This is a genomic window from Pediococcus acidilactici (genome assembly GCF_016127815.1).
GTDB lineage: Bacteria > Bacillota > Bacilli > Lactobacillales > Lactobacillaceae > Pediococcus > Pediococcus acidilactici.
Map to the genome: position 1 here is coordinate 716,017 of NZ_CP066046.1, position 24,925 is coordinate 740,941.

18 protein-coding genes and 1 pseudogene are annotated in these 24,925 nt (G+C 42.5%); 16 read left to right on the top strand and 3 right to left on the bottom strand.

Annotated features, from left to right (window positions below):
- Positions 1 to 20: 20 nt before the first annotated feature.
- The 6 genes from dprA (at position 21) to I6H64_RS03560 (ending at position 7,000) form a co-directional block, all read left to right on the top strand.
- Positions 21 to 890 (top strand): DNA-processing protein DprA, encoded by an 870-nt coding sequence (gene dprA, locus I6H64_RS03535; protein ID WP_008840963.1) that lies wholly within the window; start codon positions 21 to 23, stop codon positions 888 to 890.
- Positions 891 to 1,062: 172 nt separating this feature from the next.
- Positions 1,063 to 3,135 (top strand): type I DNA topoisomerase, encoded by a 2,073-nt coding sequence (gene topA, locus I6H64_RS03540; protein ID WP_008840962.1) that lies wholly within the window; start codon positions 1,063 to 1,065, stop codon positions 3,133 to 3,135.
- Between the two features lie 71 nt (positions 3,136 to 3,206).
- Positions 3,207 to 4,112, top strand: coding sequence for a tyrosine recombinase XerC (gene xerC / locus I6H64_RS03545; RefSeq protein ID WP_008840961.1), 906 nt, complete (start codon positions 3,207 to 3,209; stop codon positions 4,110 to 4,112).
- A 20-nt stretch (positions 4,113 to 4,132) separates the two neighbouring features.
- On the top strand, positions 4,133 to 4,687 hold the full coding sequence (gene hslV / locus I6H64_RS03550; protein ID WP_002831687.1) for an ATP-dependent protease subunit HslV: 555 nt from the start codon (positions 4,133 to 4,135) through the stop codon (positions 4,685 to 4,687).
- A 3-nt stretch (positions 4,688 to 4,690) separates the two neighbouring features.
- Positions 4,691 to 6,103: an ATP-dependent protease ATPase subunit HslU gene (gene hslU, locus I6H64_RS03555; RefSeq protein WP_004165097.1), complete on the top strand. Its 1,413-nt coding sequence runs from the start codon at positions 4,691 to 4,693 to the stop codon at positions 6,101 to 6,103.
- 12 nt (positions 6,104 to 6,115) lie between these two features.
- Positions 6,116 to 7,000 carry an aldose 1-epimerase family protein gene (locus tag I6H64_RS03560; protein ID WP_008840959.1) on the top strand — a complete coding sequence of 295 codons (885 nt, stop codon included), beginning with the start codon at positions 6,116 to 6,118 and terminating at the stop codon, positions 6,998 to 7,000.
- A 45-nt stretch (positions 7,001 to 7,045) separates the two neighbouring features.
- On the opposite strand, the gene plsY is transcribed toward I6H64_RS03560, so the two are convergent.
- Positions 7,046 to 7,657, bottom strand: a complete 612-nt coding sequence (gene plsY / locus I6H64_RS03565; RefSeq protein WP_002831684.1) for a glycerol-3-phosphate 1-O-acyltransferase PlsY — start codon at positions 7,655 to 7,657, stop codon at positions 7,046 to 7,048.
- 169 nt (positions 7,658 to 7,826) lie between these two features.
- On the opposite strand from plsY, the gene parE reads away from it, so the two are divergent.
- The 9 genes from parE to msrA all read left to right on the top strand — a co-directional run bounded on the left by parE (position 7,827) and on the right by msrA (position 20,877).
- Entirely contained in the window at positions 7,827 to 9,872 is a 2,046-nt protein-coding gene (gene parE, locus I6H64_RS03570) for a DNA topoisomerase IV subunit B (protein ID WP_008840958.1), read from the top strand.
- 18 nt (positions 9,873 to 9,890) lie between these two features.
- A complete protein-coding gene (parC, locus tag I6H64_RS03575; protein ID WP_002831680.1) occupies positions 9,891 to 12,344 on the top strand; it encodes a DNA topoisomerase IV subunit A in 2,454 nt (817 codons plus the stop codon).
- A 95-nt stretch (positions 12,345 to 12,439) separates the two neighbouring features.
- On the top strand, positions 12,440 to 13,426 hold the full coding sequence (locus I6H64_RS03580; RefSeq protein WP_008840955.1) for a LysR family transcriptional regulator: 987 nt from the start codon (positions 12,440 to 12,442) through the stop codon (positions 13,424 to 13,426).
- Positions 13,419 to 14,351, top strand: coding sequence for a manganese-dependent inorganic pyrophosphatase (locus tag I6H64_RS03585; RefSeq protein WP_005916961.1), 933 nt, complete (start codon positions 13,419 to 13,421; stop codon positions 14,349 to 14,351). Before I6H64_RS03580 ends, I6H64_RS03585 begins: the two co-directional genes overlap by 8 nt.
- A gap of 193 nt (positions 14,352 to 14,544) precedes the next feature.
- Entirely contained in the window at positions 14,545 to 17,076 is a 2,532-nt protein-coding gene (locus tag I6H64_RS03590) for an ATP-binding cassette domain-containing protein (RefSeq protein WP_056984985.1), read from the top strand.
- Positions 17,077 to 17,250: 174 nt separating this feature from the next.
- A complete protein-coding gene (locus I6H64_RS03595; RefSeq protein WP_008840952.1) occupies positions 17,251 to 18,543 on the top strand; it encodes a GntP family permease in 1,293 nt (430 codons plus the stop codon).
- A gap of 15 nt (positions 18,544 to 18,558) precedes the next feature.
- The gene (locus I6H64_RS03600; protein WP_008840951.1) at positions 18,559 to 19,713 is read left to right on the top strand and encodes a glycerate kinase family protein; all 1,155 of its coding nucleotides are present in this window, start codon (positions 18,559 to 18,561) and stop codon (positions 19,711 to 19,713) included.
- A gap of 192 nt (positions 19,714 to 19,905) precedes the next feature.
- Entirely contained in the window at positions 19,906 to 20,358 is a 453-nt protein-coding gene (gene msrB / locus I6H64_RS03605) for a peptide-methionine (R)-S-oxide reductase MsrB (protein WP_002831667.1), read from the top strand.
- A gap of 3 nt (positions 20,359 to 20,361) precedes the next feature.
- The gene (gene msrA / locus I6H64_RS03610) at positions 20,362 to 20,877 is read left to right on the top strand and encodes a peptide-methionine (S)-S-oxide reductase MsrA (RefSeq protein ID WP_036685046.1); all 516 of its coding nucleotides are present in this window, start codon (positions 20,362 to 20,364) and stop codon (positions 20,875 to 20,877) included.
- Positions 20,878 to 20,938: 61 nt separating this feature from the next.
- Here the strand turns inward: msrA and yjeM are convergent, their stop codons facing one another.
- A complete protein-coding gene (gene yjeM / locus I6H64_RS03615) occupies positions 20,939 to 22,441 on the bottom strand; it encodes a glutamate/gamma-aminobutyrate family transporter YjeM (protein WP_002831664.1) in 1,503 nt (500 codons plus the stop codon).
- A gap of 359 nt (positions 22,442 to 22,800) precedes the next feature.
- On the opposite strand from yjeM, the pseudogene I6H64_RS03620 reads away from it, so the two are divergent.
- A pseudogene (locus I6H64_RS03620) lies at positions 22,801 to 23,286 on the top strand (YfcC family protein); the annotation flags it as partial.
- 483 nt (positions 23,287 to 23,769) lie between these two features.
- Here I6H64_RS03620 and I6H64_RS03625 read toward each other — a convergent pair.
- A complete protein-coding gene (locus I6H64_RS03625) occupies positions 23,770 to 24,795 on the bottom strand; it encodes an LCP family protein (RefSeq protein ID WP_008840948.1) in 1,026 nt (341 codons plus the stop codon).
- Positions 24,796 to 24,925 lie beyond the last annotated feature (130 nt).

The following is a 24,925-nucleotide window of genomic DNA, read 5'->3' on the forward strand; positions in this document are numbered from 1 at the left end:
TGTACATTCGAGGTGAAAGAATGGAACTTCGTGATTTTTTAATTCGCATTAAAATCGGCACTACTTTTGGCATTAAAAAGCAATCTCAAATTTATCAAGCGGTCTGCGACCAGCTAGAGCCATCGTTATCTGAATGGGTACATACAAGCCCGTTAATTGCCGACGAACAGCGAAGTGATTTAGTTAACTATTTGCATAGTTCGGAATTAAAGCGTAAGATTCATGAAAATGAGCAAAACGGGGGAATCCTAACGATTGCGGATCCAGCATATCCCGACCTTTTACGTGAGATTTATTGTCCGCCCACCGTATTGTTTTACCGGGGCCGACTAGATTTACTCCAAGAACCGCGAATGGTTGCGATTGTCGGTGCTCGAAACATGACCCGTTACGGAATGGTGACGGTTAAAAAACTGGTTCCAGGGTTGCTTGAGCACCAGTTAGTTACCGTTAGCGGTTTGGCGCGTGGTGTTGATGCGATGACTCACCAAGCTACCGTGGACGGAGCCGGGAAAACAATTGCGGTAATTGGTAACGGCTTAGACGTTACTTATCCTAAGCAAAACGCGATTTTACAAGACCAGGTCCAACAAACCGGGCTGCTGCTCAGTGAGTATGCTCAGGGAGTGCGACCGCTACGTCATCACTTTGTGGAACGCAATCGGATTATTGCTGGCTTAGCTCAGGCCACTTGTATTATCGAAGCGAAACAAAAATCAGGCAGTTTAATTACTGCCAGCCTAGCTTTAGGGGAAAATCGCAACGTTTTAGCGGTGCCCGGGAGTATTTTTAACGAAAATAGTCGGGGAACCAACGAGCTAATTGCTGCGGGAGCACGCCCATTAATCTCTTTAAATGACGTTCTTGAAGAGGTTGGTTTACAAAGATAAATATACATTTTAAAAAAGTCGTGCTAATATGTAAACTTGATTAGCACCGTTATAACAGTGGCTATCAGAGACTACGTCAATCGCTTAGGGTGGTACCCGCTATTTGACAATTTAGATTCTAATGCAATAACATGGTGACTATAAATTCTAATTTAAGGCAAAGGAGCAACAAATGCCGACTACTAAAAAAAACTTGGTGATCGTAGAATCACCTTCTAAGGCAAAAACCATTGAAAAATACTTGGGTCGCTCTTATAAAGTCGTGGCTAGTTTAGGCCACATCCGGGATCTACCGAAAAGTAAAATGGGAGTCGATATTGAAAACGACTACGAACCCCACTACATTTCGATCCGCGGTAAGGGCGATACCATTAAAAATTTACGTAAAGAAGCCAAAAAGGCTAAAAAAGTTTACCTTGCTTCTGACCCGGACCGGGAAGGAGAAGCAATTGCGTGGCACCTTTCCTACCTATTAGGACTAGATCCGAAAGATAAGAATCGGGTGGTATTTAACGAAATTACTAAAGACGCGGTTAAAAACGCTTTTAAAACCCCTCGCAGCATTGACACTACCTTGGTTGATGCCCAACAAGCGCGCCGGATTTTAGACCGGTTAGTGGGGTATTCAATTTCACCATTGCTCTGGCAAAAAGTTAAAAAGGGCCTCAGTGCTGGTCGGGTTCAATCCATTGCGTTAAGCTTAATCATTAAACGTGAAAAGGAAATCGACGCCTTTAAACCCGAAGAGTATTGGTCAATTGATTCTGAATTTAAAAAGGGCCGTTCAAAGTTTAAGGCTAGTTTTTATGGTATGCACCATAAAAAGATGAAGTTACCAAATAATGAAAAGGTTCAAGAAGTCCTAAAGAACATTGACCCTAAAGGCGACTTTGACATTACGGAAGTTAAACGGCGTGAACGGAAGCGGTACCCAGCAGCGGCGTTTACCACGAGTTCTATGCAACAAGAGGCTAATAAAACCCTTAATTTTCGGACTCGTAAAACCATGATGACTGCTCAACAGCTTTATGAAGGAATTAACATCGGTAAAGAAGGAACGGTTGGGTTGATCACCTATATGCGGACGGACTCGACCCGAATTTCAGAAGTTGCTAAGCACGAAACTTCCTTATTTATTCATGATCAATACGGTGCAGAATATGCGGCTACTAAGCCACGGAAGGGGAAGATGCCGGAAGGGGCGCAAGACGCCCACGAAGCGATCCGTCCTTCTTCGGTTAAGCGGACGCCGGAACAAATTAAAGAGTACCTTAATAACGACCAATTTAAGCTTTATAAACTAATTTGGGCCCGATTTGTTGCAAGTCAAATGACGCCCGAAGTTTCCGATACGATGACCGTTACAATTGAACAAAACGACGCCCAGTACCGGGCAAACGGTTCGAAGACCAAGTTTGAAGGGTTCACAAAGGTGTATAAAACTAATAAGGACAAGGATAACGTGCTGCCAAACCTTGCCGAAGGCGATCAAGTTAAGCTGGTTAATAATAATCCAAACCAACATTTTACTCAGCCACCAGCCCGCTATACTGAAGCCGCCTTGATCAAGGCTTTGGAAGAAAACGGCGTCGGTCGTCCGTCTACCTACGCACCAACCCTGGATACGATTCAACGTCGCTACTACGTTAAGTTAGTCTCCCGGCGTTTCGAACCAACGGAGCTAGGAGAAATCGTCAACGAAATCATTTACGACTTCTTCCCGGACATCGTTAACATTGATTTTACCGCTGGCTTAGAAAAAGACCTTGATTCCATTGAAGAGGGTAAGGAAAATTGGATTAAGGTAGTTGACCGGTATTACAAGCCGTTTGCTAAAGAATTGGAAAAAGCCCAGGGGCAAATTGAAAAGATTCAAATTAAAGACGAACCGGCCGGCTTTAACTGTGAGATCTGTGGGGCACCAATGGTAGTTAAAATGGGCCGCTACGGTAAATTCTTTGCTTGTAGCCGGTTCCCTGACTGTCGTAACACCCAGGCAATTGTTAAGGAAATTGGGGTAACCTGTCCACAATGCCATAAAGGACAGATTATCGAACGCAAATCCAAGCGTGGACGCGTATTCTACGGTTGCTCGCGTTACCCAGATTGTGAATTTGTCTCTTGGGACAAGCCAATTGCGCGGGAGTGTCCCGTATGTCACAGCTTCTTAATTGAAAAGAAAATTAAGGGCGGTAAACAAATCGTTTGTCCAAATCATGACTACGAGGAAGAACCTCAAAAATAGCTTAAAAAACAATAAATAAATTGAGTTTCCCTCCACAATTTGCTACAGTGTCAATTGTTGGAGGTTTTTTTATGGACTGGATAGAGCAATTTAAAAGGTATTTAACCGTGGAGCGGCAGTATTCTGATAAAACGGTTACAGCTTATCTGGAAGACTTGCAGGAATTTCAAAAGTTTCTTCAGACTACCGGAAATAAACCGGAGCTTTTAGCAGTGGACCGTTTTGACGCGAACGTCTTCATGAGTTACCTCTTTGACCAAAATTTAAAAAGAACCTCAATCTCACGAAAAGTCTCGTCTTTGCGTGCTTTTTATCGTTTTTTGATAAAAAATGACGTGATTGCCAAAAACCCTTTTGAATTTGTGCAATTAAAAAAGCACGCTGACCACCTTCCGCGTTTTTTCTATGAAAAAGAGATGAACCAGCTTTTTGATACGGTTTATCAAGATCAAGGCCCGTTACATTTACGTAACGCTGCTTTGTTAGAGGTACTTTACGGAACCGGGATGCGGGTTAGTGAATGTACTAATTTACGCTGGACGGATATTGACTTTTCTATGCAGACCATCCTAATTTTAGGAAAGGGAAATAAGGAACGTTACGTGCCCTTCGGTCGTTATGCTAAGCATGCATTAGAGGATTACCGCCAAAACGAGTGGTCCGGTCTATTGGAAAAGTATCACCAAACTCATCAATACGTGTTCGTTAACCATTATGGACAGCCGATTACCGTGGCTGGAGTGGAATATGTTTTAAACCAAATTATCAAGAACAGTAGTTTGAACGGAAAAATTCATCCACATATGCTCCGCCATAGTTTTGCGACCGCTATGTTAAACAATGGTGCAGATTTACGAACCGTTCAGGAACTACTAGGGCACGCTAGCCTCTCAACAACCCAAATTTATACGCACGTTACAAAAGAAAAATTACAAGAGAGCTATCGGAAGTTTTTTCCACGCTCGACTAAGTCTTAATCTTAATGAAGGAGAACATTATGCCAGTAAAATTTGACGCAACAACCATAATTGCCATTAATCACAATGGGGAAAACGCCATGGCCGGGGATGGTCAGGTTACCATGGGTGAAAAATTCATCATGAAGGGCACTGCACGAAAAGTTCGCAGAATTTACGATGGAAAAGTCATCGTGGGCTTTGCAGGCAGTGTGGCCGATGCTTTCAACCTGGAAGAAAAATTTGAAAAGAAATTATCCGAATATAGCGGTAATTTACAACGCGCTTCCGTCGAACTGGCAAAGATTTGGCGGGGCGACCAACAGTTACAAAAGCTGGAAGCCATGTTGATCGTAATGGATCAAAAGGAAATGTACTTGGTTTCTGGAAGTGGGGAAGTAATCGCTCCGGACGATGGAATTTTAGCCATTGGTTCAGGCGGAAACTTTGCTTTAGCAGCTGCTAAAGCTTTAAAACAACATGCCAAGGATATGACCGCTAAGGAAATTGCTAAAACCGCAATCAACGTTGCCGGAGATATTGATATTTTCACTAACCACAATGTAATCGCCTTAGATTTCAAGGAGGACAAGTAAGCAATGTTAAAAGAGAACCTAACCCCGCAAGAAATTGTTAATCAATTAGACGAATTTGTAATTGGTCAAAAATCAGCTAAGCGTGCCGTTGCGGTTGCTTTACGGAATCGTTACCGGCGACTCCAGCTTTCTGCCGACATGCAAGAAGACATCACCCCCAAGAACCTACTAATGATTGGACCAACCGGGGTCGGCAAAACTGAAATTGCCCGGCGGTTGGCCAAAATCGTTAACGCTCCCTTTGTGAAGGTCGAAGCAACTAAGTTTACCGAAGTTGGTTACGTTGGACGGGACGTTGAGTCGATGGTGCGTGACTTAGTTGAAAATGCTGTGCATCTAGAAGAAGAACGAGCTTTCAAAGATGTTCGGATGGAAGCTGCTAAGAATGCGGATCACCGCATCGTCGAATTGCTTGTACCGGTTCCAGAAGATCCTAAACAAAATTCAGCGGTAGACTTTCAAAACATGATGAACATGTTTACGCAAATGCAACAGGGAAAGACACCAACTGATTTTCAACCAAGTGGACAAAATGTGCCGGATGACATCAAGGAAAAGCGGATGGACACGGCAAGCAAGTTAGCTAAGGGACTCCTTGAAAACGAGATGGTCACCATTGAAATGGACGACCCTAAGCAAAATAATAATAACAATATGATGAACCAAATGGGCATCGACCTTAACGAATCGTTGAGCGGGCTCTTACCAAAGAAGAAAATTAGTCGAACGGTACCCGTGCGGGAAGCTCGTGAAATTCTAATTAAAGAAGAGTCCGACAAATTAGTTAACCATGGGGATCTGTATCATAATGCAATCCAACGGGCGGAAAACACCGGAATTATCTTCATTGATGAAATTGATAAGATCACTGGTTCAGGACAAAACACTTCTAGCGACGTGTCCCGGCAAGGGGTGCAACGAGACATTTTACCAATTGTAGAAGGGTCTCAAGTTAACACTAAGTATGGTTTGGTAGACACCAGCCACATCCTCTTCATCGGTTCGGGGGCGTTTCACGAAAGCAAGCCTAGCGATTTAATTGCTGAATTGCAGGGTCGTTTCCCAATTCGGGTTGAACTAAACGACCTTTCTAAGGACGACTTTGTCAAGATCCTTACCGAACCAAAGAATGCATTGGTTAAGCAATATATTGCCCTAATTGGCACGGATAACGTGAAAGTTACCTTTACTATCGAAGCAATTGAACGAATTGCCGAAATTGCTGAACAAGTTAACCATGAAACGGAAAACATTGGTGCGCGGCGTTTGCATACTATTCTAGAAAAACTATTGGAAGACATCCTCTTTGAAGGACCATCGATGGAAATGGGCGAAGTAACCATTACCGAAAAATACGTTGATAGTAAGATTGGTAGCATCGCGGGTAACAAAGACTTGAGCGAGTTTATCTTGTAGGAGGCAATTTTTATGGCGGCAGTTTTAAAAAATAAATTTTTAACGGTCACAATTGATGAATTAGGCGCGGAGCTAACCAGCGTTAAGTCTAACGACGACCAAATTGAGTACGTTTGGCAAGCCGATCCCCAAATCTGGGGGAGACATGCTCCCGTTCTCTTTCCGTTCGTGGGTCGCTTAAAAGACGATCAATTTAAGGTTAACGGTATGCGTTATCCAATGGGGCAACACGGTTTTGCTCGCGACATGCGCTTTACGGTGATTTCAGCAAGTGACGAACAAGTGGTAATGGAGTTAAAGAGTACCGTGGAAACGCGCGAAAAATTCCCGTTTGATTTTGATTTACGGTTGCATTTTGAACTACACGACCACGAACTAACCGAACGTTACGAAGTTCATAATCCGGCTGAAAAGGCCGACCTCTGGTTTGCAATCGGCGGTCACCCGGGATTTAACCTTAACCTAGGTGACCCAAGGATTGGGATGGCGGAAAGTCAAATGCGGATTGCTCCTAAAAAAGTTTTCAAGCAAATTCCGTTACAAGCACCTTACACAGATCCAAAACATTTGCAGGATCTTGATGCTACGCAGCCAATTGCGTTAAGTCACGAGCTCTTCGCTGAAGATGCATTAATTCTTGACCTTCAACGAAAGTCAACGACCGTAATGCTAGAAAATAGTGTTAATGACCATGGGGTCGCCCTTACAGTGGAAGATGCGCCTTATCTGGGAATTTGGTCCCCATATCCTGCTGAAGGAGACTTCGTTTGTTTGGAACCTTGGTGGGGGATTGCGGATACCGTAGACTTTAATGGCGAATTGAGTGAAAAATTAGGAATGAACCAATTAGCCGCTGGAGAGACGTTTAACCAAAGCTTCACAATTTCATTCTTCTAAAAAACAAAACCCCTGAAACTAAGATAAGTTTCAAGGGTTTTTAGTTTAGCCTTTATGTTTGAGGCGGTAATAGATCCCAAAGGGAACCAGGTTCTCATTTCCGCTCAAGATTCGACTGATGTTCGAACGATGACGATAAATAATAAAACTAGTTAGCCCAATGGCCACTACTGAAAGCACCCAATCATGGTAGAAAAACGAAATAATAACGAGTAAGATTGCCGAAACGATGCTCGAAAAACTAACCATGCTGGAAATGTAGATGAAACCAACAAATAGACAGCAAGCAATGATGAAGTAGCTGGGGTTGTACGCTAACAGCATTCCTGCACTAGTGGCTACCGCTTTACCACCACGAAATTCGTCAAAAACGGAAAAGGTGTGCCCTAAAATGGCCGCTAAGCCAATAATGAGGGGGTTAACCGTGGTAACATGAAAAACGATGGGTTGTAACGTGGCTAAAGTTCCTTTTAAAAGGTCCATTAACAAAACTAGTAATCCAGGTTTAACGCCGAGAACCCGAAACGTATTGGTTGTCCCGGTGTTTCCGCTACCTTCTTTATGTAAATCTTTGTTAAAATGTTTGGCGACCAACACTCCCGAGGGAATCGAGCCCAATAAGTAGGCAATCACCAACATGATTAAAATCTTTAACATGGGACTTCCTCTTTTCTAATTAATAATTTAAGTTTCAATAAATTTTAGCACGGTTTTTAACAGTGATAAAATTTCAGTCACAATGCAGTATTATAACATTTATCGAAATGTTTTCATCAGATTAAAAATAAGTTATGATAATAGTACTGACCTTAAAGGAGTAACGTGAATGGCAAAAACAGGTAAAACAACATATGATGATTCTTCCATCCAGGTGCTTGAAGGGCTTGAAGCCGTTCGAAAACGCCCCGGAATGTACATCGGATCCACTGATGGACGCGGATTACATCATCTCGTTTATGAAATTGTTGATAATGCAGTCGATGAAGCGTTAGCTGGGTACGGAAAAGAAATTAATGTCACAATCCGCTCAGATAACAGTATTACGGTCGTGGACCACGGACGCGGAATGCCAGTTGGAATGCATAAGTCTGGCAAACCGACTGCCGAAGTAATCTTTACCGTTTTACACGCCGGAGGAAAATTCGGCCAAGGCGGTTATAAGACTTCGGGAGGATTGCACGGAGTGGGGGCAAGCGTGGTAAACGCATTGTCTGAAAAACTAACGGTGGAAATCGTTCGGGACAAAATGAAATACGAAGAAAACTTCGTGAATGGCGGACATCCGGTCGGAACGCTAAAAAAAGTGGGAAAAACCAAAGAATCTAACGGGACGACGGTAACTTTCAAACCGGATCCGACGATTTTTACCACGACGGTTTTTAACTTTAATACCTTAGCGGTTCGACTACGTGAATCTGCCTTCTTACTAAAGGGGGTTAAGATTACCCTTACTGATGAACGTGCGGGACATGAACAAGCTGAAGAGTATCTTTATGAAGAAGGGATTAAGGAGTTCGTAGAATACCTTAACGAAGATAAGGATACTCTGGGAAACATCATGTACTTCGACGGTTCTAAACATGGCATTGAAGTTGAAATTGCTGGACAATATAACGATGGTTACTCCGAAACCGTGTTGTCATTCGTTAATAACGTCCGAACTAAGGATGGTGGGACTCACGAAGCAGGGATGCGTTCGGGATGGACCAAGGCCTTCAACGAATTTGCTCGAAAAGTCGGACTTTTAAAGGAAAAAGATAAAAACTTGGAAGGCTCTGATGTTCGAGAAGGTTTGTCGGCAGTAATTTCAATTCGGGTTCCTGAAGAATTACTTGAATTTGAAGGTCAAACCAAAGAAAAATTGGGAACTCCTGAAGCTCGTCCAATTGTTGAAGCCGTGGTTAGTGAACAACTGGGCTTCTTCTTGATGGAAAATGGGGAATTTGCTCAACAACTAGTTCGTAAAGCAATCAATGCTCGCGATGCGCGCGTGGCTGCGCGAAAAGCACGGGACGAATCCCGTACCGGCAAACGTCGCAAAAAGCAAGATCGGATTTTATCTGGTAAACTGACTCCTGCTCAATCCAAAAACGCTAAGAAAAATGAGTTGTTCCTTGTCGAAGGGGATTCTGCGGGAGGTAGTGCTAAGCAAGGCCGTAACCGTAAATTCCAAGCAATCCTGCCGCTTCGTGGTAAGGTTTTGAACACGGAAAAAGCTAAACTACAAGACATCGTAAAAAACGAAGAAATCAACACGATCATTTACACCATTGGCGCTGGAGTAGGCCCCGAGTTTAAGGTTGAAGATAGCAATTATGACAAAGTAATTATCATGACCGATGCGGATACCGATGGAGCCCATATCCAGACACTATTGTTGACGTTCTTTTATAAATATATGCGTCCAATGATCGATGCTGGTAAGATTTACATCGCTTTGCCACCCCTTTATAAGCTACAAAAGGGCGCTAATAAAAAGACCAAGATTGAATACGCGTGGACCGATGAAGAGCTTGAGGAAGTTAGCAAAAAAATGGGCCGCGGTTTTTCCTTGCAACGGTTTAAGGGACTTGGTGAAATGAACGCCGATCAGCTATGGGAAACCACCATGAATCCGGATACCCGGACCTTAGTGCGGGTTCGAATTGACGATGATACCTTAGCTGAGCGCCGGGTAACCACTTTAATGGGTGATAAGGTTGAACCACGTCGGAAGTGGATTGAAAGCAACGTTTCCTTCACCCTCGAAGAGGATGGTAGCTTGCTTGATAACGAAGCTGTTAAAGCTGAACATGAATCTAAGCCAGCTACCCCTAAAGGAAAAGAAAACGAAACGTTTGAAGAATTAAAATTAGATTTAGAAAATAACTAGAGTAAAAGGGGAATCCGAATGGCTGATAATCAATCAAAAATTCAAGAATTAGCACTTGAAGATATTATGGGCGACCGTTTTGGACGGTATTCTAAATATATCATCCAAGAACGTGCGTTACCTGACGTTCGCGATGGCTTAAAGCCCGTGCAACGACGCATCCTCTTTGCAATGAATAAAGATGGTAATACTCATGATAAAGCCTTTCGTAAATCGGCTAAATCAGTCGGTAACGTAATGGGTAATTTTCATCCGCATGGTGATAGTTCCATCTATGAAGCTTTAGTCCGCATGAGTCAAAACTGGAAACTGCGAGTGCCGTTAATTGAAATGCATGGTAACAATGGTTCGATTGACAATGATCCCCCGGCCGCAATGCGGTATACCGAGGCGCGGTTGAGCCAGGCAGCCGAAGAAATGCTGCAAGATATCGACAAAGAAACGGTCGACATGGTGCTAAACTTCGATGATACGGAGTACGAACCCACCGTTCTACCGGCTCGTTTCCCGAACCTCTTGGTGAATGGAGCAACGGGAATCTCTGCTGGTTACGCGACGGAAATTCCTCCACACAACATTGGGGAAGTAATTGACGCCGTTTTATATACCATCAAACATCCGGATCCTTCGTTAGAAAAATTGATGGAATTTGTTAAAGGTCCCGATTTTCCCACTGGTGGAATTGTCCAAGGACGTGACGGCTTAAAACAAGCTTATAAGACCGGTCGGGGCCGGGTGGTCGTCCGTTCTCGGACAGCCATTGAGCAATTGCGCGGTAGCAAACAGCAAATTCGAATCACGGAAATTCCTTACGAAGTTAATAAAGCGCAACTAGTTAAAAAAATTGATGAAATTCGGGTAATGAAAAAGATTGATGGGATTGCTGAAGTACGTGACGAATCCGACCGTGAAGGCTTATCAATCGCAATTGAATTAAAGAAGGACGTTGATGCCCAAGGGGTGCTCAACTATCTATTAAAGAACACCGACTTACAGGTTTCTTATAATTTCAACATGGTCGCAATCAATAAGTTACGTCCCGAACGAATGGGGCTTAAGCCCATCATTCAAGCTTACGTGGACTTCCAAAAAGAAGTAATCACTAAGCGAACGCAATTTAATTTGCAAAAGGCAGAGGCCCGTTTACACATCGTTGACGGCTTGATTAAGGCCCTTTCAATTCTGGATCAAGTGATCAAAACTATCCGGGGTAGTAAGGATAAAAAGGATGCTAAGCACAACTTGGTGGAACGGTTTGACTTTAGTGAAAAGCAAGCCGAATCAATCGTTTCCTTGCAACTTTATCGTTTGACTAATACCGACGTAACGGAGCTAAAGACGGAAGCTCAGCAATTAAACGAATCAATTGCCGAGTTTAACCAAATTCTTAACGATCCAGCTAAGTTATCACGGGTATTATCAGCAGAATTGCGGAAGGTTAAAAAGCAATATGCCACACCGCGCTTATCAGAAATTCAGGACGAAATTGAAGAAATTAAGATTGATCGCACGGTTACCGTACCGGAAGAACAAGTGATGGTGTTAGTTAGCCAAGCCGGTTATCTAAAACGCAGCAGCTTGCGTTCTTATAAAGCGTCTGCGGATGAAGATGGCCTTAAAGATGGCGACCAACCCGTTTTCAAACATGAATTGAGCACCTTAGATCATCTGTTGATGTTTACTAATAAAGGTAATTTGATTTACCGCCCGGTATATGAAATTACCGAAGCGCGTTGGAAAGATACTGGGGAACATGTTTCACAGACAATTGGGCTAGCTGACGATGAAATTATCTTAAAGGCCTATGATGTCAAAAACTTTAAACAACCAATTAACTTCTTAATCGCGACGGACGATGGATACATTAAGCAAACTGCTTTGCAAGATTTGAAACCAGGGCGAACCTATCGTAAAAAAGCCATTACCTACGCTAAGCTGAAAAAGCAAGGTGCTAAGGTAGTTAACGTTGTGCAAGTAGATCCTAAAACTGCTCCAGCAACCATTCTATTAGCGAGTGAACATGGTTATGGTTTACGCTACGACTTAGTTGAAATTCCAACCGTAGGACCCCGGGCTGCCGGCGTTAAATCAATGGACTTGAGGGATGATCAGGTAGCTAACTTTGTGCTAGTTAACGATGAAGACCAGATTGGCTTAATAACTAACCGCGGTTCCTTCAAGCGGATGAAGGTTAGTGAAATTAGCGTAACGAGTCGAGCTCGGCGCGGAGTACAAATTTTGCGTGAACTTAAGAAAGAACCTCACCGGGTGGTTGATATTGCGGTAGTTAACGAACACCAAGCCTTTGAAGTTCTAACTTCTCGCGGCTTAGTTCATGACATTCTGCCGATGGAACATCCGTTAAATGAACGTTATTCCAACGGTAGTTTTGTGATCGATATTGACTCCGAGGGTAATCCGCTTTCAATGCGCTTGAAAACATTGGATCCAGCAGTCAACGAAGCGAAATAAAGCGATTACCCCTTGCTCTTTACAGGGAGTAATATTAAACTTAATTATAATGATTATTAGACGATTAAGCTTAATGAAACTCGAGGTGTACGAACATGCGGACTAAACAAGAAAAGATCTTTTCTTCAAAAGCGTTGACATATTTTTTGCAACTTTCAGATACGATGAACTATACGCAAGCTGCACAAATTCTAGGGATTACGCAACCTGCGCTTACCCAGCAAATTAAAAAGCTAGAGCACACCATTGGAGCGCCGCTATTTTATTCGGTAGGGAAAAAATTGCGGTTGACCGATGCCGGATACACAATGTTAAGTGCTAGTCATGAAATTAACCGTGTCTTGAATAATGCAACTGACGAAATTCAACAGTCGTCAAATGCAAGTCAAGGTGAAATTTCAATTGGAATTTTATCCTCGATTGAGACCCAAATTTTCGAAGATTTTATTGCGCACTATTACCAAAAGGAACCCGGAATTAAAATCATTGTCCACATGCTGACTAGAAAAGAAATTTGGGAAAATCTAGAAAATAATAAAGTGGATCTAGCAATTATGTATTTGCCAGATGACAGTATTAAAAACTGGAAACCATACCAGTCCCACAAAATCACGAGTGAAAGCTTAGTTTTTATTCATCATGATGAAAAAATCGCTCGTCAAAAGCGGATTAAGTTGCAAAAAACAATCAACTATAATTGGGTAACTTACCCTGAAGAATTCTATTTAGATGGGGTAATCAAAGAGGCTTATAAAAATGCCTTAGTTAACCGCCCGCATAGTGTCGCTTGCTTTACCACTCCCGACCAGATTCGGCACTTTGTGAACGCGACCGACGTGGTAACCGCGTTGCCAGAATCATACGTAATGGCTCACCCACGTAAAAAGGGAGTCTTTACGGCTAAGTTGGATCCGGTAATTTCGTTTGATTTAGACTTTGTCTTTAGAAGAGATAAAGATAGCATTCCGAGAATCGAAAGCTTTTTGAATGAATTTGAGGCATACTTAGCCAAAAAAGGGTATACTGAAAGATTAGAAGAGATAACTAATAATAGATTAAAGGAGCATTCAGATAATGACTAAACAACTTATTTTTGGACATTCTAACCCTGATACAGATGCCATTGTTGCGGCAAAGGCATTTGCATATTACCAAACTCAAATGGGCGTAAAGGACGTTGAAGCCGTTGCATTAGGTAACCCTAATCCAGAAACGGAATACGTTTTAAATCACTTTAACGAACCAGCTCCTCGGGTAGTTGAAACCGTGGCTAACGAAGTGGACTCTGTAATGTTAGTAGACCACAATGAAAAGCAACAAAGTGCACAAGATGTAGACCAAGTTACGGTAACGGCCGTAGTTGATCACCACCGGATTGCTAACTTTGAAACTGCTCAACCACTATTCTACCGTGCTGAACCAGTAGGCTGCACAAGCACCATCTTAACCAAGATGTTTAAAGAAGCAGGGATTGAAATTCCAGCTAAGATTGCTGGGCTAATGCTTTCAGCAATTATTTCCGATACGCTTTTACTTAAGTCACCAACCACTACGGATGACGACCGTAAGGCTGTAGAAACTTTAGCTAAGATTGCTGACGTTAACGTTGAAGAATACGGTTTGGCGATGCTAAAAGCAGGCACTGATTTATCAAGCAAGAGTGAACTTGAACTGGTTGATGGCGACGCAAAGAGCTTCGACATGGGCGGTAAGAAAGTTCGCATTGGCCAAGTAAACACCGTTGATTTGGACGACGTGTTCGCTCGTGAAGATGCCTTAGTTAAGACAATGGAAGACGAAAACCAAAAGAACGGTTACGACATGTTCTTACTATTGGCAACTAACATTTTGACAAGCGATTCGCGTCTATTAGTAGTTGGCGAACCTAAGGAAATGGTTGAAAAGGCCTTTGACGTTAAGTTAAGTGACCATAACACTGCCGACCTTCCTGGGGTTGTATCCCGGAAGAAGCAAGTGGTACCACCACTCATGAAGGCTTTTGAATAATCATCAATAAAAATCTTATTGAACAGGCTCGGAAATCTAATTTTCCGGCCTGTTTTTTAATATCTGGTTATGATTATGCGATAAAATCTTGCTAGCACGTTTTTACGCCTAGAAAAGTGGGCTTACTTTGGATAAGCGACGGTTTTAGTTATAATAAAGGTGTTGTTATTCGAAAGGAGAACCATAAGCAGTAATGGAAAATCAAGCAGTCTTACCAACCCAAATTAACGTACGCGGAGGGCGTGTCCATAACTTAAAAAATATTGACGTGGACATTCCTTTACACCAATTTGTTGCAATTTCGGGCCTTTCGGGATCCGGGAAGAGCTCGTTAGCCATGGGAATCCTTTATGAGGAAGGCTCTCGGCGATATTTGGAAGCCCTGTCGACCTACACAAGAAGACGGATTAAACTAGGCTCACAGGCGGACGTTACTAGCGTAGAACACATTCCATCCGCCTTGGCGCTTCGGCAACGACCGAGCGTTCCGTCCGAAAGGGCCACGGTTGGGACGATGAGCGAAACCTTAAATGTAATTCGGTTAATTTTTTCTCGTTTAGGTTCGCCTGTTTGCCCCAATGGTCACCGAGTAAAGCCCAGCTTAGCGATTGCTCAAGCAATGAGTGAAAGTGGCGATGCAATGGGTAGAATCACCTGTCCCGTTTGTGGAGTCGCCTTTTACGTTCCTAGTGCGGAGCAATTTTCCTTCAATAGTGACGGAGCTTGCGAGCGTTGCCAGGGGACTGGAAAAGTCCGGCAACTGGACGAAGATAAATTAATCGGTGATCCTAACCTTAGTGTTGCTGATGGTGCAGTCGCGTCCTGGCACCTTCCAGGAAGAAACTTTATGCCCAAGGTTGCCGAACAGGCCGGTGTGCGAATTAACGTGCCTTACAAAGAATTGACTGCTAAAGAAAAGGACTTTATCTTAAACGGTCCCCAGAAAAAATACCGGATGGACTTTCGTTCGGGAACCGGCCGGGTTTTCCATGATTTTAACGCTTTATACGAAAATGCGCACCAGGCCGTGCTCGAATCAGCTAAAACGAGCAAAAGCGAACGGGCGCAGGCTCGGATAAGTCAATTTTTTAACTATTCGACTTGTCCCGTCTGTCACGGAAGCCGGTTGAAACCGGAATTAATGCAGCAGACGACCGGCGGAAAAAACATTGCCGAAGTTTCTGACCTTGCCTTAGGCGACTTAAATTCCTGGATGGAAAAGGTCCTCGCAGAACTTCCCGCGGATATGCAAAAGATGGCGGATAGTTTGTTTGCCGAATTTAGCCATAACTTACGTCCTTTACTCGATCTAGGTTTAGATTATCTAACCCTTTCAAGAAACGGTAATAGTCTTTCGACAGGGGAGCTACAACGAATCCAATTAGCACGAACTTTACGTACAAAGACTACGGGAGTCTTATACGTGTTGGATGAACCTTCCATTGGTTTGCATCCTGATAACGTTAGTGGTTTGCTAAAAGTCTTTCGGGAATTAGTTGATCAAGGAAATTCATTGGTGGTCGTTGACCATAATTTAGCCGTTATCCGCGCTGCTGATCAAATTATTGAAATTGGCCCCGGTTCTGGTCAGGAAGGCGGCTATATTTTGAATCAAGGCACTCCAGCAGAATTGGCCGAAGATCCCGATTCCTTGATTGGCCCTTACTTGAAGGGAACGGCAATGATTCACGTCCGGAAAATCAATAATCAGGACCCTGCTAAATTAATCGATTTTACCGTTAAAGACTACTACAATTTACAAAATGTGCGGGCTGAAATCCCCGTCAACCGGCTTACCACGGTTACCGGATTTTCCGGCGCAGGGAAGACCAGCTTAATCCTAGATAGTTTAGTCCCAGCAATTACCGCGCAATCTCAAAAACGTAGTCTCCCTAAACAAGTAACGCAGCTAAAAACTCCGTTAAAAAAGGTAGTCAGCGTCAACGCCGAACCAATTGGCAAAAGTGTTCGATCAACGGTTGCCACGTATACTAATATCATGAACAATTTACGTAAACTATATGCTAGCCAACCTGCAGCCAAAAAACGAAAGTACACGGCAAGCTACTTCTCCTACAATAACAAGCAGGGCGCCTGCCCGACTTGCGGCGGGACGGGAAGCATTACTTTAGATATTCAGTTTTTACCAGACATGCAACAAGTCTGCCCAACTTGTCATGGAGAACGTTACAATCCTGAAATTCAGCAAATTAAATGGCACGATTTGTCGATTGTGGACGTTTTAAACTTAGACGTAAAATCAGCGATTGCCGTCTTTAAGGACGAACCCAAGATTCAACAAGACTTGCAAAACTTAATGGAAGTCGGGTTGGGATACTTACATTTGGGTGAAAACACTCCTAGCTTATCGGGCGGGGAAGCGCAACGCTTAAAACTAGTGAAGCATCTTAATCAGCAACAAGCCAACACCCTATTTGTTTTTGACGAACCAACCATTGGATTACATCCTTTAGACGTCCGCGTACTTCTACAAGTCATGCAACGTTTGCTGGATCGACAGGCAACCATTATTGTGATTACCCATGATCTCGATTTAATGGTAAACGCGGATTACTTAATTGATTTAGGCCCTACTGGTGGTCAAAACGGTGGCAAGCTTGTTGCAACCGGTCAGCCTGGTGAATTAATTAAAGACCCTCAAAGTCTCACCACCCAATATTTAGCAAATTATTGGCGCCGTTTTAAGAACACAGCAAAAGATTAATAATTATTACGTGGTTCTTCGCTACCAAAGCTCACTGAAGGGTGAGGATCTGGTAACGGAGAGCCTTTTTATATATTTGATAAGTTAAGCGCTTACTTTTGAAAAGGAGGTTATTTTACTTTGTGATTAGCTGTATAATGTTATGTGAATTGATTGACAAGAAAGGAGTATTTCATGCATTTATTACCATGGTGGGCAGCGCTAGTGGGGTTAGCCGTTGCCATTATCCTTATTCTCAAGAAATTAAACCCCGTTTATTCGTTAATGTTGGGGGCAATTTTAGGTTGTTTGCTAGGTGGAGCAGGGCTTAGCCAAACCATTAACGTCCTCATTCAAGGTTCGCAAAGCGTTATGGGAACTGTGTTACGGGTAATTGCAGCCGGAATGCTTGCCGGGGTGATGATGGAATCCGGCGCAGCGGATGTGATCGCTAAGACCATTGTTAACAAACTGGGGGATCAGTTAGCGCTATTTAGTTTAGCATTAGCGACAATGGTAATTACGGGAGTGGGAGTCTTTATTCCAGTTGCCGTCTTAATCGTTGCGCCGATTGCGCTTGAAGTTGGCCAACGCATGCATATTTCAAAATTGGCGCTCTTAGTTGCCCTTTCCGGAGGCGGCAAAGCCGGAAACATTATTTCACCAAATCCCAATTCGATTGCTGCAGCAAAAGGGTTTGGTGTTAATCTAAGTCAGATCATGATTGCAGACTTTATTCCCAGCGTCGTTGGTTTAATTGTGGCAGTTTTAGTGGCCTCCTTTTTGAAGCATCGTGGGAGTGCGGTCTTAGATACGGATATTGCAAATTTAACTAAGCCTAAGCAACCTACGGAGTTGCCATCATTGGCCACAGCCTTGGTAACCCCGGTTTTAGCGATTGTTTTGTTGTTACTAAATCCGTTAAGTTCACTTTTACATATTCACGGTTTAACTAATTTAAATTTGGATGCCACCTACGTGCTTCCCTTTGCTGCCGTAGTTGGGACGTTAGCAATGCGAAAGGGACGGCAATTAAAGGCTTACGCTCAATCTGGAATTGCCCGAATGACCGACGTAGTCATGATTTTAATCGGGGCAGGAATGATTGGCGCGTTAATTACCACGTCTAGTTTGCCAAATAAAATTATTGAATTAATCAAAATCAGCCACGTTTCTGGAATTTTCTTGGCGCCGTTAGCTGGAATTTTAATGGCGGCAGCAACTGCTTCAACGTCGACGGGGGTTATCTTAGCCACGGGCTCCTTTAGTAAGGCCATCTTAGGTTTTGGGGTAAGTCCGTTAGGCGCTGCTGCGATGGTACATACTGGGGCGACGGTAATTGATCACTTGCCACACGGGAATTACTTTCACGTTACGGCCAATGCCATGCATATGGAAATTAAGGAACGTTCTCGTTCAATTATCTATGAAACCTTGGTCGGATTGTCAATGACCATCGTTGCAACCGTAATGTATGGATTCTTTTAATAAAGGAGTAGAATAATGAAATTTGTGATTGCACCAGATTCATTTAAAAATGGAATGACGGCTAAACAAGCCGCTAACGCCATTAAAACGGGACTTAAAAGAATTTTCCCGGAAGCGACTTATACACTCGTTCCCATGGCAGACGGTGGTGAAGGAACCGTACAATCTTTAGTTGACGCTACTAAGGGACGGCTGTTGACTGCTGAAGTTACCGGTCCACTTGGTAAGCCCGTAAACGCCACTTATGGAATTTTAGGTGACCAGCATACCGGCGTGATTGAAATGTCGCAAGCCAGTGGAATCCAATACGTTACGAAAACCACTCGGAACCCATTAAAAACAACTACTTTCGGGACGGGCAAACTGATTTTAAAGGCACTTGATCAAGGAGTTGATCGGTTAATCATTGGCATCGGTGGCAGTGCCACTAACGATGGTGGTGCCGGAATGGCCCAAGCTCTTGGAGCAGAGTTGCTAGACGATGGGGGTCAAGCTATTCAACTAGGCGGGGGCAATTTAAATCAACTTAAGCAAATTAAGGTTAACCAAATCGATCCTCGAATCAAAAAAACGAAAATTATCATCGCCTCAGACGTTACTAATCCCTTAATTGGTAAACAAGGCGCATCGGCGGTTTTTGGTCCCCAAAAGGGCGCAACTCCCGAGATGGTTCAACTTCTGGATCAAAACCTTACTCATTATGCAAAAGTCTTACAGCGCGATTTAGGGCTTGATTTAGCTAATCGCCCTGGTGCGGGTGCGGCAGGCGGTTTAGGTGCCGGGCTAGTAGCATTTACTAACGCAACCATGAAAAAAGGGATCGACATCGTAATCGAATACAGCGGATTAAAAAATAAGGCGCAAAATGCGGACTACGTATTTACCGGAGAAGGGGGAATCGATTTTCAAACTAAGTATGGCAAAACTCCCTATGGGGTGGCATTAACCACTAAGGCAGTTGCTCCAGATGCGCCGGTGATTGTAATTGCTGGTAACGTCGGCAAGGGAATTGATGAATTATACGCAGATAACGCAATTGACGCAATTTTTACAAGCGTATCCGGAGTTAAGTCGCTACGCGAAGCTTTGGCAACTGGTCCTCATGATGTTGCCCAAGTTGCGGAGAATATCGCTCGGTTAATCAAGAAAGGAATTGGTTCGGTCAAATAAGGCCCCTTTTATCCCATAATTTACGGGCAAGCCAATTATTTGCTTTTGAAAATATTCAGCTTATAATGTAGCCACAATGATCGAAGATCTAATTCTATTTTAATCTTCCAATTGTATATTTAGGGGGTTAATTAAACAAAATTACCCATAAATATGTATTTATATTCATTTTAGTGGTTAGGAGTGCTGCAAATGGAGAACAAAAAACTTTCTAAAGCCGAGCTAAAAGAAAAGCTTAGTCCTGAAGAATATGCGGTGACGCAAGAAGCGGCTACAGAGCGTCCCTTTAGCGGGAAATATGATAACTTCTATGAAAAAGGAGTTTACGTTGACGTAGTCAGTGGGGAACCATTATTTAGCTCTACCGCTAAATATGACGCTCACTGTGGATGGCCAGCCTTTAGCCAACCAATTGACCCTCAGTTAGTTTCCGAACACCGGGACCAATCCTGGGGAATGGAACGTGTGGAAGTGCGCAGCAAACAAGCTGACTCCCATTTAGGACACGTGTTTTTGGATGGTCCACAAGAAGCTGGAGGCGTGCGTTATTGTATTAATTCGGCAGCGCTGAAGTTCATCCCGTACGATGAATTGGAAGAGCATCACCTCGGCTATTTGAAAAAAATCTTTGATAAAGAAGGGTAACTTATGACATCAACAGCTATTTTTGCGGGCGGATGTTTCTGGTGTATGGTCGAACCATTTGAAACGCAGCCTGGAATCTTAAACGTCGTTTCTGGTTATACTGGGGGACATGTACCAAACCCCACTTATGAACAGGTAGCTTCGCACACCACCGGCCATACTGAAGCGGTCCAGATCACTTTTGATCCTGAAATTATTTCTTATCGGGAGTTAGTAGAAATATATTGGCAACAAACGGACCCTACAGACGCGATGGGGCAATTCCAAGACCGAGGGGACAGCTATCGACCGGTAATTTACGTTAACAGCGAAGAACAGCGCCAGGTTGCGTTGGCTTCCCGTAAAGCACTCGCGGAATCAGGTAGATTTGACGAACCGATCGTCACTACTATTGAGGATGCCCAACCATTTTATCCGGCGGAAGAAGAACACCAGCAATTTTATAAGAAGAACCCTTGGAGATACCAAATTGAAGAAGCTGGTGGGCGAAGTCAATTTAAACAAAGCCACTGGCAATAAAAATGGGCAACAAAAAAATCGTAAGTTTCAAGCAAATGCTTGAACTTACGATTTTTATTTATTAAATATTCTTATTCTTTTCACGTCTAACCAAGAATGCCCAAGCAATTAGACCGAAGAATAGTGGTCCAGCCACCGTCCACAATCCGGTAAACAAGTCTCCGGAAATGAACGGTGAAATTGCGGTAAAGACAATTCCGACGCCGACGGTAATTAACACTACCGTAACGATGGTTAGCATCCAAGGCCGACTGCGGTAAACTTCAAATGGCCGATCAAGGTCTTTTTTAGCCTTGAAGAATGGAAATGCTCCTACTAAGAAGATGTATGGCAAAGTAGTTGAAACGTTACTCATGGAAGTCAACACGTTGTAGAAGAAAGTGGCTTCTTTGTGAGTAATTGAAGCTAAAATAGAAATTCCAGCGATAAATACGCTAACTACGATTGCTTGTAACCACATTGAGTTAGCAGGCATGCCGTTTTTGTTTAGTTCGGTCATTTTCTTTGGCCACAATTCTTTAGGTGAACCTAAGATGAATGATTTTAATGGTGAGTAACTTAAAACGAAGAAGGAACCAACGTAAGCTAACAGCATTCCTAAACCAGAGAATCTTGAGAAGGCCGTTCCTAACGCAACTGCAGCTGAACTACTCAAGCCCATTGCTTTACCTAATTCTAATCCTAAGTTCTGCATCATTACGTACGTGATATTACCTAAGTTAGCTTTTTGTTCCAAAATTACGGTGTGCCAGTTTGCTGAAACTCCCCAGAGGAAGATCGCAAATGAGTAACCTACCGCGATTACGATCCCACCGATCATAACCCCTTTAGGGAAGGTCTTTTCAGGCTTATCTAAACTATCAGTGATTCCCCCCATGGATTCCAAACCACCGTAAGCGAAGATCGCGTAAATTACGAAGGAAATCATCGCGATGGGGTTTTGGAATTGGGCACTTGGCGAAGTTGCAAAATCACTTAAATGATTGATTGGTTGAGCCAAGTGACCGTGGTTAGCGATTAAAATGAACACACTAGCTAATAGTAAGATTACGTTCATTGCCATTACGGCTAAACCACCTAATGAGGAAACCTTTGCCAAAGTATTAATTCCTCGAGAAGCAGCCCAAGTTACAAATACTACCCATAGAATGGCGAGTAATCCAATCGTCATGGTTGAATTCATTCCAAATAGTGACCAGCTACCAGTAGTATCGTGACCAGAAATGATGGTTGCCAAGGTAATCCAAATCTTTTGTGCGATCATTACCATCCAAATGATCCATGAAGCTAACCACATAAATGTGGCGATGAAGGCCCATTTTTCACCGATGGATTGTTCCAACCAGGAGTAAAGGCCCCCCTTAGCTTCCTTAAAGGTTGCCCCGTATTCCGCAAACATTAAGCCAGCGGGAATAAAGAATAAAATTGCACCTAAAATGTACCAAAAAATTGCTCCGTAACCCATTTGCTGGAAAGCAGTAGGGGTATTACCAAAACCAAAGATGGTGGTAAATATCATCAAAACTAAAGCGCCGAGCGATAGTTTTTTCTTTTGTTCACCCATATTGAATATCTTCTCCTAACTTTTCCTTTTATGAATAAAAATAAATTAAATATGAGTATAATTGTAGCAGAAAAAAAAAGTCAATAGAATGTATGTAATTAAATTTTAATCTTTTATGAACTGAAATCTAATTTTTGGGATAATTTTTTTAATTCGAACGATTAAATTCCCCTTTAATTCTCCGAGTTGACATATTTTGTGGCTCCCAAAAAGGATTTTACGACTTAATCATAAAAGAGACCTCGCGTTTAGCATTAATTCAATTTTTAAATTAACCTATCAACGGGCCGTTACCAAGGCTTCCACTGTTTAACATATTTTTTTACTGATGCAGCATAGTTTTTAGGGAATATTTTTAGAAGGAAAGTGAATTTATTGAAGCCTTTATGAATGGAATGAGCGAGCTATTAAGCGTAGCAATCATTGTCGCCGTTGCTCGGGGAATCCAAGTAATTATGAATGATGCTGCAATTACAGATACCGTTCTTCACTGGGGTGAAATGGGGCTCAAGTCGTTACCAAAGACTGTTTTCATTATCTTGACGTACTTGTTCTACATTCCAATGTCGTTCCTAATCCCATCTACTTCTGGATTAGCATCGGCAACAATGGGAATCTTAGGTCCAATGGCGAACTTTGCTCACGTTGCAGAAAGCACCGTAGTAACTGCATTTCAAGCTGCTTCAGGCTGGGTAAATTTGATTACGCCAACCTCTGGAATCGTGGTCGGTGCGTTAGGAATTGCGCATGTTAACATTACCGTTTGGTGGAAATGGATGGCTAAATTGATGGTCGTTTTATTGATTGCCACGTGCGTATATTTAGCAGTACTTGCAATTATCTAAAGTTGTCCTAATTAAATAAAAACACGTACTTTGTCAGCGAATTAAATTCAACGTTGTAAGTGCGTGTTTTTTTATATGTGGTGAAAAAAATGATTGTATAGCATAAGAAACTACATAGCAGAACGTTAACTGCCAGCTTAACTGTTGTAAACAGCTTAGCCTGATATAACTTGGTACAAATAAAGAATGCAACATTATCTGATTTGGGACATGTCAAATGTCTACGAATCCTGGTGAAAGAAAGAGTGGAGACCATTAAAGTACAGATGAAATGCTACTTAATTAGTTTTCTTTTTCTAGTTTACATAATATATATTATTGAAAGTAATGTACAACTTTAATAATGGTCTGATTTTATAAGTAATCTAAAAATCCATGATTACTACAAAATTTAATAAAGTACAAATAAATACTCTTCTTGTAATAATCATGGATTTTTTGAGCTGCTACTACGCTTAAACTATTTGGTTAGTACGATGCCTGCTAATAAGTGTTATCTGTATAGTAAGTTGTATCTAGTCCCGCAGTATTATACGTGGTGCTGTTAAGATTGCTAAAGAAATCAGTGTTCAATTCGTTGAGCTTAGTTTCTGTATTGTGCAATTTCTTAGATGTTAATCCAAGATTTTTGCGCAACTGGTCTGACGCGCTTTGCAAATTAGCAGTATCAATTACTTGATAAGAACTTCCGTTGATCCAAGCTTCTCGGCCAACGAGTTGCTTTGTCACGACGTGCTTAGTACATTGATGGTAATGGCTAATTAATTTTTCGATTTGCTGCGTAGTTAAGTCGGTACTAATATGCGAGCCTAATTTGTTCATCAAAGTTGGTATCCTAAACATATATTGTGGAGACTGCAATTTGTGGACGATCTGCATTAAAACTTCTTGTTGTCGTAATTGTCGTCCGTAGTCCCCACGCGGATCCTGATAACGCATCCTGGTGTAAGCTAAAGCTTTTTCACCATTCAGATGATGGGTACCCTTTGGGATTGTTTGACCATCAAAGCTAACCACAATGTCAGTTTTGACGGTCACCCCGCCCACAAAATCAACTAACTCTTTTAAAGCGCCCATATCAATGGTTACACTGTAATCAAGTGGCATACCTAAAAAAGCGCTCACAGTTTTCTTAGCAACTGGTGCTTTACCAATCTCATAAGCAGCGTTGATTTTCTGAACGTCTTTTTTAGCATGGTTGGTCTTAATTTCGGCCAAAGAGTCCCGTGGGACCGAATAAAGCAGCGTCTGCTTAGTGCGTGGGTTTAGCGTTGCAACCATCATTGAATCGGATAATCCTCTATCAATCCGGCCGTCAGATCCCGTATCAACGCCTAATAGTAGAACCGAGAACGGCTTTTGCTGATTAATTTTATTAGATACCGAAGAAGTACTAGTTTTTATCGTCTTAAACGCTTTATATTCGTAAAACTTAAAAACTAGCACTCCAATCACCGAAAGCACCAACACCATTGTTGCTACATAACCAAATACTTTTTTCGCTTTCATAATATAATCCCTCCATTCTTAGAAAACCTATTAAAACCGGCTATAAATACAAACTTACCTACGTTATATTTAAAATTCCTATACAATCGATTTTATTCAGCGTTGTCCCAGAATTCATATTTTGACGGGC